Annotated in this window: 11 protein-coding genes; all 11 read left to right on the top strand. The window is 34.5% G+C overall.

The genetic code is table 11. From position 1 onward, the window contains the following. The coding region (locus tag AB1498_11445) for an IS110 family transposase (GenBank protein ID MEW6088904.1) at positions 1-749 on the top strand (749 nt) is incomplete at its 5' end. A gap of 53 nt (positions 750-802) precedes the next feature. After that, positions 803-1,828, top strand: a complete 1,026-nt coding sequence (locus AB1498_11440) for a hypothetical protein (protein ID MEW6088903.1) — start codon at positions 803-805, stop codon at positions 1,826-1,828. Continuing rightward, complete coding sequence (locus AB1498_11435; GenBank protein MEW6088902.1) at positions 1,825-2,472, top strand: LysM peptidoglycan-binding domain-containing protein; 648 nt, start codon at positions 1,825-1,827, stop codon at positions 2,470-2,472. The genes AB1498_11440 and AB1498_11435 overlap by 4 nt, the downstream gene beginning before the upstream one ends. Positions 2,473-2,722: 250 nt before the next feature. After that, positions 2,723-5,623: a tetratricopeptide repeat protein gene (locus AB1498_11430; protein ID MEW6088901.1), complete on the top strand. Its 2,901-nt coding sequence runs from the start codon at positions 2,723-2,725 to the stop codon at positions 5,621-5,623. Further along, positions 5,601-7,175, top strand: a complete 1,575-nt coding sequence (locus AB1498_11425; protein MEW6088900.1) for a TonB-dependent receptor — start codon at positions 5,601-5,603, stop codon at positions 7,173-7,175. The genes AB1498_11430 and AB1498_11425 overlap by 23 nt, the downstream gene beginning before the upstream one ends. A gap of 27 nt (positions 7,176-7,202) precedes the next feature. Next, positions 7,203-7,805: a MotA/TolQ/ExbB proton channel family protein gene (locus AB1498_11420; GenBank protein ID MEW6088899.1), complete on the top strand. Its 603-nt coding sequence runs from the start codon at positions 7,203-7,205 to the stop codon at positions 7,803-7,805. 35 nt (positions 7,806-7,840) lie between these two features. Then, positions 7,841-8,248, top strand: a complete 408-nt coding sequence (locus AB1498_11415; GenBank protein ID MEW6088898.1) for a biopolymer transporter ExbD — start codon at positions 7,841-7,843, stop codon at positions 8,246-8,248. Continuing rightward, positions 8,241-9,077: an energy transducer TonB gene (locus tag AB1498_11410; GenBank protein ID MEW6088897.1), complete on the top strand. Its 837-nt coding sequence runs from the start codon at positions 8,241-8,243 to the stop codon at positions 9,075-9,077. Before AB1498_11415 ends, AB1498_11410 begins: the two co-directional genes overlap by 8 nt. Further along, positions 9,074-9,718: a thiamine diphosphokinase gene (locus AB1498_11405; protein ID MEW6088896.1), complete on the top strand. Its 645-nt coding sequence runs from the start codon at positions 9,074-9,076 to the stop codon at positions 9,716-9,718. Before AB1498_11410 ends, AB1498_11405 begins: the two co-directional genes overlap by 4 nt. Before the next feature lie 22 nt (positions 9,719-9,740). Continuing rightward, complete coding sequence (gene hpt, locus AB1498_11400; GenBank protein MEW6088895.1) at positions 9,741-10,292, top strand: hypoxanthine phosphoribosyltransferase; 552 nt, start codon at positions 9,741-9,743, stop codon at positions 10,290-10,292. A gap of 122 nt (positions 10,293-10,414) precedes the next feature. Beyond that, positions 10,415-11,389, top strand: a complete 975-nt coding sequence (xerA, locus tag AB1498_11395; protein MEW6088894.1) for a site-specific tyrosine recombinase/integron integrase — start codon at positions 10,415-10,417, stop codon at positions 11,387-11,389. The last annotated feature ends 193 nt before the right edge of the window (positions 11,390-11,582 follow it).

Below are 11,582 nucleotides of genomic sequence, written 5' to 3'. Positions count from 1 at the left end.
ATGATGCGCTGGTAATAGCAAGATACCTGAGTAAAGATTTGATACCGGAGGTAAGAATGCGAAGCCGAGAAGAATCACAGATATCCAGTTTAATAGGAACGAGAGATAAATTTATAAAATTAAGGACCGCGTTAAAAAACAAGATACATAATATTCTTAATGCCAATGGGATAGTAACGAAGAAAGAAATATTTGGTTCAGAAAAAGGATTGGAAAAAGTTTTAGCGATGAAAATTGAACGTTCGTACCAATTTGAATTAAAGATAATAGTCGAAGAGATCCGAAACCTGAACAAATCGATAGATGAGATTAATAAAGAGATATCGGAACGCGGTAAGAATATCCCCGGGCATAAGAATTTGACATCGATGACAGGAATAGGAGACATATCGGCAACAATACTTTTAAATACTATTGGTAATGTAAATGATTTTAAAGATGACAAAAAATTGGCCTCTTATCTTGGAATAGTGCCGAGAGTATATGTTTCAAACGAGACGAGCCATTATGGAAAGATAACGAAAATGGGTAATAAAATAGCAAGGACGGCATTGGTACAATCGACGCTGATAGCAATAAAATACAATCAATATTTAAGAGGTTTTTACTTTAGACTAAAAGCTAAAAAAGGCAGCGGTAAGGCGATTATCGCGACAGCTAGAAAGTTTCTTACAATAATTTATCGCACACTTAAAAATAATTGGGTGTTCGATGATTTTAATAAATTCAAATTAGCTGAAGCTATTTAAAAAATAAGTCTTCAGAGTAGAAAATAATTGACTTTTAACATAGGAGAAATCAAATGAAAATAAAAAATATTGAGATTTTATTTTTAATAAGTATTTTGTTTTATGGAATAAACTGCGCCCCGAATATAAAGCAGGTTTCAGAATTGAATGGATATAAATCACAGGCTGAAAACATAATCTCAAATGCAGAGGAAAAAATAAAAATTGCAAGGGAAAACGGTGCGGAGAAATATTCACTGGATAATTTAAATAATGCTATATCCAGTTTAAAATTAGCGAAGGCATATTATAATGAAGGCGTAATTCAGCATAAAAAGTCATATGCAAAAGCTAAAGACAATTATTTAAAAGCTATTAAATATGGAAATTCAGCTATTGCATCTGCTGAATTAGCTATGAAAAATTCGGAAGCAGCAATAAATATTGAAAATGCAAAAAAGGCAATTGAATATGCCAAAAAAGTTGAAGCGGAGAAATATTCCCCGCAAAAGACAGGGAATGCTATTGCGTCATTAGAAACAGCTCAAATCAACTATGATGCAGGAAATTATCCTTTAGCTAAAGAATTAGCTTCTAAGGCTATCAAATTGGCTAATGATGCAAAAGAAGAAGCGGAGCTTAAAAAGAAAAATTTTGATGATAAACACAAAAGGTTTGAAAAAGCTAAAAGCAGATTAACAGAATCATTAAAGAAGAATGATATAAATATTGTAATTGAAGATACCAAGGAATTATTATCTGCAGAGATAGATTTAATAAAGTATAAAATAGATTCTATTGATAGAGAAGACGAAAAAGTTATTTCAAAACAATTATTAGCAAAATTAAAAAAAACTGAAACGGGGATTTTAAGCTTAATTGACAGATATTATAAAGCAAAAAAAGAAAGAGATGATGCTGAAAGAAAAGTAAAAGATGCCAGAGAAGAAAGGGATTCTTTAAAAGAAAAACTTTCAAAATTAAAAGCAAAAATAGATGTGATTAGTAAGGAATTAAAGGAACTAATAGTTAAAAAAGATTTATTAATTGAACCAAAAACAGAAAAAATAAAAACGGGAATTAAAAAGGAGAATAAATGAAAAAAATAAAAATTGTTATATTTATTTTTATTTTCATTTTTACAGTTAAGGTGAATGTTTTTGCTGATGTTCAATCCCAAGCATTAGTTGATGAAGCTAAATCTGTGTTAGAAGAGGCTATTAAAAAACTTCAGGATGAAACAAAAAGATTTTTAGATGAATATGCAAACATTCAGGACGAAATTGAACAGTTAAAGAGGGATATTTCTTCAGCAGAACAAGATATTTATTCTAAAACTGATGAACTTAAAACTGTTGAGGAAGAGATAAGAAAGTTAAAGGAAAAACCCGCAAAATATAAGGTAATCAAAGGAGATTGCCTCTGGAATATTTCCAAGATGGAGAAAATTTATGGTGACCCATATAAATGGAAAAAGATATATTGGGCAAATCGGGATAAGATAAAAAATCCTGATTTGATTTATCCTGACCAGATTTTTGATATACCAAGAGGAATAATAGGCGGGGGGGGCTGGCCTACTGAATACGAGGTTGCGCCGGGCGATTGTTTATGGAAAATAGCCGGTCTTGATAAGATTTACGGAGATCCATATCAATGGCCAAGAATATATAAAGCTAATAAAGACCAGATTAAAAACCCAAAGTTAATTTATCCTTATCAAATATTTGATATACCTCGATAAAATATAGTTTTTGATTTAATTTAGAAAATGTATAATATTAAGGGAACAGACGGAAAAGTCGATATTCTAATAGAGAGAATATTAAATAAGACTTTAGAAATAGCATATATTTCTGGATGTATTGTATTGGACTAGCCGGGGCACTATTCTTCAACAAATATTTATGGCGGTTTTTTGTTTATAAATCAAAGATGCCTTGACATTTCTCAAGTAAATTCTATAATATTATTTAAAAAATAAGGATTACTTAATGAAGAAAAAGATTGTATTTTTAATATTAGTTTTCTTATTAATAGAAATATCGCCGTGCTTTTCTTCTGAAGATGAAAACCTTTATCAGAATGCATTAGATTCATTTAATAACAAATTGTTCGATTTGTCTTATAACCAGTTTAAGAGGTATCTTTCTTCCTTTCCTGAAGGTAAAATGGCTGATTCAGCCCAGTATTACATGGCTGAAAATGTGTTTAACATGGAAAAATATGAAGAGGCGCTTGTATTATATGAAAACGGGTACCGCATTTATCCTAATTCTAATATTGCTGATAAATTTGTTTTTCGAATAGCGGAGTGCCATTTCAGACTGAAGCGTTATCCTGACGCGCAAATATATTTCCAAAAAGTAATGACGCAGTTTCCTCAAAGCGCATCCGCCCCGCAGGCCCAGTATTGGATAGGGGAATGTCTTTTCCAGCAGAAGAAATTTGATGAAGCGGAAAAATCTTACCTTCGCTTTCTGGAGCTTTACCCGCAGGACAAATATTCGGCTTTTACGCAGTATTCCCTTGGATGGATATGGCTCAACAAGGGCGAATATCAGAAAAGCGCCGATTCTTTTAAAACCGTGATGTCAAAATACCCGGGAAGCGAAGTAATCGAATCATCCCAGTATTACCTTGCGGAAAGTTCATTTAAAGGGGGAGATTATAAAAATTCAGCGCTTGAATTTGAAAAATATATTACTAAATACCCAAAAGGAGCAATGGAAGAGCAGGCATATTTCTGGCTTGGAGAATCATATTATTTAATGAAGGATTATGAAAAAGCGAGAGAAAAATACCAGAATATTACAAGCCGCTTCAGTAACGGGTCATTTTACGAAAAAGCGAAATACGGGACAGGGTGGACTTATTTTAAAGTAAAAAAATATAATGAGGCCTTAACTATATGGAAGGACCTGGTCAAAGAACGGCCGGAAAGTGAACTTGTTCCGGCGGCTTTGTTCTGGACGGGGGGTATTTATTATAACCTGGAAGATTTCCCGCAGGCAGTAAATTACTACCTTGAGGTAATTAATAAACACCCCAAAAGCGAATGGGTTGAAAATTCGCTTTCCGCTTCCGGTTACGCGTATTATATCTTAAACGATTATAAAAAAAGCATATCCCAGTATAAAAAGCTTGTCGAAAATTATCCAAACAGTGAATTCTCAGGGGCTTCATGGTTTATGCTTGGTGAAAATAATTACCAGTTCAGGGACTATAATGAAGCTGTAAAAGCGTATAGGGTCGTTCAGGACAAATACGCGGGCGGGGATTTAAATGACAAATCAATTTTAAAAACAGGCCGCTCGTTTTTTCAATTAAAGGACTATGAAAAAGCAATATCATATTTTAATAAACTTACCGGCAAAGTCCCTCCGCCGGATTTAAGCGCCGATGCCGAGTTCTGGACAGCGGAGAGTTTATATAACCAGAAAAAATATAATGAAGCAGTCAGCCGTTATGAAAATGTTATTAAGAAATGGCCTAAACATGTTTTGGTTGACGCGAGCTTCTACGGGATCGCGTGGAGTTATTTCAGGCAGGAAAAATATAAGGAAAGCAGGGCGGAATTAAATAAGCTTTTAGAAATTTTGCAGGATAACAAATTAAAACCGGACATTGTGTTTCAAATAGGAGAGACTTATTTTAATGAAAAGAATTTCGCTAAGGCGGTCCAATTTTATGAACAGATAATTAAGGAATTCCCGAAGTCTGTTCTGAAAGATAAAGCGTTATACCAGCTTGGGACCGTTTCTTTCATCCAGGATAGGTTCACGGACGCCATTAATATATGGCGCAGAATAAATAATGAACCATGGAAAGAAAACTCCCAATTCTGGATCGGGTGGGGTTATTTCCGGAAGGAAATATACCTGCAGGCCGTTAACGAGTGGCAGGTATTGATAAAAAGGTATCCAAAAAGCAGTTTTGTGCCTGAGGCGTATTACCGTATCGGAGACTGTTTTTATAACCTCAAAGATTATAAAAAGGCGCTGGAATCTTATAATAAAGTTGTGGCGGCCTACCCTGAAAGCGATTTTGCCGATGACGCCTTATACGCGCAAATATGGGTCTATTACCAGCTTGAGCAGACGGGGAAAATGATTAATTTAGCGGACAGCTTCGCAAAAAAATATCCCAGGAGCCAGTTTCTTCCTGAAATAAAGTTTAAGCTTGGAGAATATTTTTATAATCAGAAAAAATATCAGAAAGCAATTGAAATGTGGGAGTCTATTTTAGAAAATTTTCCTGAACATAACCTGAAAGTGAACGCCATGTTCTGGATAGGAAACAGTTATTATTCGATAAACCAATTGTCAAACGCGCTTAAAATTTTTGGAAAAATTGTAACGGACTATCCTGAATCCGAGTTTTCTTCAGAATCACAATATAAAATAGGGGTTACTCTGCAAAGCACCGGCAAATTAAAAGAAGCCCGTGACGCATATCTTGTTTTAATTGAAAAATATCCAAAATCACAGCTTGTGGACAATGTGTTTTTCAATTTGGGGCTGATTTATGAGGAATTGAGGGAATGGAAAATGGCGCATATCTATTTTCAAAAATATACCAGTTCAAAAACATCGGTTTTAGAAAATAGATACAAATCTTTTATTCATGAGGCATTGATCTATCATGAAGAAAATAATGATAGAGCGGCTTTTGACCACCTGGACCAGGTTATAAAAAAGGCGAAAGGGGATGTATTGTATGAGGCAATGTTCAGAAAAGCAGAATTATATGAGTTTAGCAGGCGAAAAAATGACGCTTTGTCTTTATACAGGGCGATAGTCAAGGAATCCCCAAAAAGTCAATGGGCTGAACAGAGCAGGGAAAAGCTGGAAACATTGGTTAAACAAGAAAATGCTGAAAAAAAACAGAATTAAATTAAATATTTTATTAATATTATTATCAATAATATTTACCGGGAATATTATTGTGTATTGTGAAGAAGAAAAAGATAACCCTGTTTTTAAACTTCCTGAGGAAATTATAATGGGAAGCGAAAAAGAGAAGAAAAAAAGCGAAGGCAAGGAAGAAATCCGGGTGGAGGAAAAGTATGGGCTTAAAAAATCATCCTATGAAAAAATAATACCTGACATATTATTAAGAGAAAGGGAAGAAAATATTATACGGGCTCAAAAAAGAAGGGGTTCCAGATCAAATCTGGATTTTTCCTTAGGGAATTTCAAAAGTATAAATTTCGGAATTAATCACGGCAGAAATACCGGAAAATTTAATTACTTCCTGGAATTTGACAAAAAAACAGGAAACAGGACAAGGTCAGACAGCGATTTTGATTATAATATGTTCGCGGGAGAGTTATTCGCAGAAAAAATTGATTTTATGATGAAAGTAAATTCAAATAAATTTGATTTGCCGGGAGGGATTAATGCCCCTGTTTCCGGATCGACAAGAAGATGCGATGATTTCGGGCTGAATTTCGGTGTGAAAATCAGTAAAAATTTATATTTTATTTTAAAAGGCGAAAATACGAACTTAAAAGAAGGGGCCACCCTGAAAAATGAATCGCTTAACCTGAAAATTATCTATGATTTTATAAAAAATAACGGGCAGTATATATTTACAGGAGAGGTTGAAGAGAATAAACTGGAAAACAATTATGACTATTCGTTTTATTCCTTTTACATGGAAAACAGGGGCATACATTTAAATGAAAAAAGCCAGGCGAAATTGGGCGCGGGAGTAAGCCGTGAAGGGGATGGAAAATTATTTCTAAATCCCAGTCTGAGGTATTATTACAGGCACAGCAATATTACAAATTTCGAAGCGGGTTTAAAAAGACAGAATAAAAAAGTTGAATTTTACGATTTATACGGGCAGAATAATTTTTCACAGGTTAACCCCGCGCCTCTTAAGAGAATCAACTACTGGCAGTTATATTCCAATGCATATATGAAATTCAGCAAGGACCTCCTGATAAACGCGAAAATTTTTCATGATTGGATTGAAAATTTTGTTGTTTTTGATGAAGACGACAATAATCCCGACGGTTTATGGATACCGGTCAATATTAAAAGCGTTCAAAGAGACGGGGCGCAGGTTTCTTTAATAAGAAAATTTACCTCAGATATAACTGCAAAGCTTTACGGTAAATTGCTGTCGTCAAGAAATGAAAATAATAACCAGACTGTGCCTCGCCAGTATAACAGTATCAGCGTTTTAATTAAATACCGTAACCCGCTGTACATATTGTCAATAGACGGCAAGTATTACGGGGAAAGCTATTATGATAAGGAAACCAATGAGAAACTGGGAGGATATTTTTTGCTTGGATGCCTGCTTGAAAAATCCGTGTCCGAGAAACTTTTATTTTACGCGAAAGCCGGAAACATACTGAACAAAAAATATGAAATTATAAAGCATTATCCCGGCGAACAGACAAAAATATTATTAGGATGTAAATACAGTTTTTAGGTGTATAATTTAAAAAAGGAGATTAGCATGTATACTTTAATTGTAAAAGGCGGAATCGTAATGATTCCTATAATAGCGGGTTCTGTTATAGCCCTGACTATCCTGATTGAGAGAATAATATATTTTATAAGAGTAAAAAAATTTACCATGGAATTCAGCGTGCAGGTAAAAAGGTTAATAAATAACAAGGACATTAATGCTGCAATTGATTTATGCAAAAAGAATAAAAATGAACACCTTGCAAATATTATACTCGCAGGGCTTATGAGCATTAAGGATGGAAAAGACGCTGTGAAAACAGCCATTGTGGAAGCGGGCAATTATGAACTCCCGAAACTTGAACAATATCTTAATGTCCTGGGAATAATCGCGACTATTGAACCGCTGCTTGGGCTTCTTGGAACGGTCACGGGTATGATAAGGGCCTTTAGTGTTATTGCTCAACAGGGACTGGTTTACTCGCCCGGATTAGCCGGCGGAATCTCTGAGGCCTTAATAACAACAGCCGCAGGGTTATTCATTGGTATCCCGTGTTTGATCGCGAACCATTATTTAATAAACGCCGCTGATAATCTCGCGCTGGAAATGGAGAAAGAATCATCTGACATATTGAAATTACTTGTATATTAATTTCCTACCCGCCGCGGGCAGGTCCGGAGAAGAAAATGTTTAACAGAAAAAAAAGAAAAATAGATGCACAATTGAATGTTACACCTTTGGTTGATGTTGTTTTACAGCTTGTGTTATTTTTTATGGTTTCAACAACGTTTATCATTCAAACCGGCATAAAAATAACTTTGCCCACAACAAGTGTCAAAGAGATTCAGCCAATAAGGGATTTAGTAATATCTATTAATAAAAACGGGGTGATTTACCTGAATCGTGATCTTGTAACTTTAAATAATCTTCCTGAAAAACTTAAAAAAATAGGGAACCTTCATGAAAAATTATTAATTATAAAAGCCGATAAAAAAGTATTTCACGGAACAGTTGTAAATGTTATGGATATCGCTAAATCAAACGGTTTGAACAGGATCGTGATTGCCACCGAACGCAAGGTGAAAAATGAATAAAGCAACCTATTATCTTGATTTGAATAATTCCTTTTTAATTTCAATATTGATCCATCTTATAATATTGTCACTGCCTTTGTATTACCTGCCGCAAACGGTGAAATATGTTCCAATAGTAAATTTTACGCCGGTTGAATTTGCAGTTCTAGAACCGGTAAAAACAAATGTGTTATATGCAAAGGGGAAGAAACCCGATATTATGAAAGAGATAACGGCTTCAAGACGGTCGGCTTCAAATATTTCCCCGGGATTAAACCAAATAAACAGAAAAGGCACACCGATTGATTCTTTAAAAAATATTGAAAAAAAAGATTTCTCCAGACTGGATATTTTGGACAATAAAAACAGTAAAATAACCGCGAGCAAAGGAACATCATTTTTTCCCGAGGACAGAAAAATGTCATATTCTTCCGAGAATCTTTCATTAAAAGGGTCACTGGATTTTGAGGCAGGACAAAAAGGGGAAGGCGAGCTTTTTGCAGGAACCGGTCAGGGAGATAAATTAAACCCTTTTTCAATGTCGTCCGGGGATGATGAAGGAGAGGAAAACAGCTTTGATTTTGGCGGGACAATAGGAAAAAGGGGGGTCCGGAGCAAGCCTAAAGAGAAGCCTAATCCTGAGGTTGATAAGGAAGTTACAATAATGCTGAAATTCTGGGTAACGCCGCTTGGACAGGTGTTTGACGTGGTCCCGGAAAAAAAAGGCGACGCGTATCTTGAAAAGACAGCGATTAATTATCTTCGTAAATGGACTTTTGACCCCTTGCCTTCAAATGTTTCACAGGAAAACCAATGGGGAATTATCCCTGTCCGATTTAGAAAAAAATGACCCGTTTTATAATAATAGGAAATGGCGAGATTGATAATTTTTATATTTTAAGAAAAACAATCAAAAAAAACGATATAATAATAGCCGTCGACGGGGGAGCGGATTATGCAAAAAAAATATCAATACGGCCCGACTACATAATCGGGGACATGGATTCCATTAATAACTTTCCCCGGAATCGTAAAACGGCAAATATTCTGAAATTTTCCAAAGAAAAAAATAAAACCGACTCGGAACTCGCGCTGGATTTTGCTTTAGACAATAATCCATCTGATATTATTCTTTTCGGGATGACAAGCCTTTTAAGGATTGACCATAGCATTAACAATATTTTTCTTTTGAAAAACCTTGCGGAAAAAGGAATAAGGCACACCTTATTCGTAAATAGTTTTACCCGCGTTTCTGCTGTAAAAAGAAAAATTATACTCCAGAAAAAATACGGCAGATCGCTGTCCCTTATCCCTTTAAGCCAAAAAGTGAATGGGATTGTGACAAAGGGATTAAAATACAAATTAAATAAAGAAACTCTTTTTATGAATAAGTCAAGAGGTATAAGCAATATAATAACAGAAAATAAAGCTGAAATAACATTTATTGAAGGGATTCTGCTGGTTATTCAGATAAAGGGAACATTGTCCTGACAGTTTAAGTTTAAAAATGATTATGGAAAATATATATAAAGATTATATAGATTATAAAACGAACATCCTGATTAATGAAAAAGAACTGCATGAAAGGATAAAAGAACTGGCATTGGAAATTTCACTTGATTACAGGGATAAACATATTTTATTAATCGGTATACTCAAGGGCGCTACAATGTTTATGATGGATATTAGCAGGTTTATTATTGTTCCTGTAACTTATGATTTTATATCGGTTGTAAGCTACGATGGACTGGCTTCAACCGGTGAAATAAAAATTCTTAAAGATATAACAGATGATATAAAAGGAAAACACGTAATAATAGTCGATGATATTTGCGATACCGGACTGACATTGAAATACGTGAAGCATCATTTATTAACCTTTAATCCCGCCACGTTAAATATTTGTGTGTTGCTATATAAACAAAATAAGAAAAAATATAAAGTTGATATCAAGTACAAGGGCTTTGCTATCCCGGATAAATATGTAATTGGGTATGGACTTGATTATAAAGGCAAATACAGGAATCTTCCTTCAATCTGCGTATTAAAAGAAGAAAATATCTAATATTTCCAGCCAAAACATTCGATATATTAATCAAAATTTATCTTTCAGCTTACTTCGGGTAATCATTGTTACCCGAAGTAATGAAAAAATTACCCGAACATGGGTGTGGAAAACATGTTAATATGCAGGAAATCAACGAAATATCAAAGTTTTTAAATTATTTAGTTATCGAAAGAAATGCGTCCCTTGAAACAATAAAAGCATATAAAAAAGATTTGAAAATCTTTAATGATTGGCTGATAAACCAAAAAATAGAAATAAAATCAGTTGATGCTGACATCATAAGAGCCTTTCTTCAATTTTTGAGCGAAAAAAAACTTAAGGCTACCTCAATAAAACGAAGAATAGCCTGCCTAAGGTCCTTTTACTCTTTTCTTGAGGAAAGCGAGATTATTTTAAAATCCCCTATGAAAAAGATACATAAAACGTTTAAAATCCCTAAACGGCTGCCAAAAGTCCTTTCAATACAGGAAATTGAAGCGCTTCTAAAAATCCCGGACACGGAAAGAGAAATCATAAATAATACCCCTTCCGGCAAAATGGATCAAAAGACAAAAGAGGTAAAAATTTTCGCGTGCATAAGGAACCGTGCGATTTTAGAGCTTTTTTTCGCTACAGGAGTGAGAATAAGCGAATTATGCAACCTGGATATGGATAATCTTGATATGTCAGAAAAAATAATCCGTGTTTTTGGCAAAGGCGCTAAAGAAAGGATGATAAGTTTTGACCATGAAGCCACAAATAAGGCTATTGACGCGTACCTTTTTGTCAGAAATGAGCGCCAGCCTAAAAATAACGCGGTTTTTATCAATAAATTCAATAAAAGAATATCCCCAAGGTATGTTGAAATGGTATTTAAAGAGTACCTTAAAAAGGCCGGGATTGATAAAAAATTGTCCCCGCATTCGTTAAGGCATACTATGGCGACGATGCTTGTGGAAAATGGAGCTGACTTGCGCTCAGTGCAGGAAATCCTGGGTCATACTTCGGTAGCGACAACTCAAATATACACAGAAGTTTCTATCAATCGCCAAAAGGAAGTATTAAAGAAACATCTTCAAAGAGAAATGATAAAGGCTTGTAATATAAGGAAATAAACCGTTTAATCATTTTATTTCGTTTGCAAAATAATATTCTTTATTATCCTTCGTAATCTATTCTTGCCAGAACTTTGACACCTCGAAAATAAATTTCTTTATTTGATAAGTAATTAGCTGATTTCAGGCAGACGTAGGCACTACGTTTTCTTTTAGGGAAGAAATAATTTTGGGCGGGATTGCGCAGCCTGTT

Source organism: bacterium (genome assembly GCA_040754625.1).
Classification (GTDB): domain Bacteria; phylum JACRDZ01; class JAQUKH01; order JAQUKH01; family JAQUKH01; genus JAQUKH01.
Note: the sequence above shows the minus strand (reverse complement) of the source record. Positions and strands in the feature narration are given on the sequence as shown.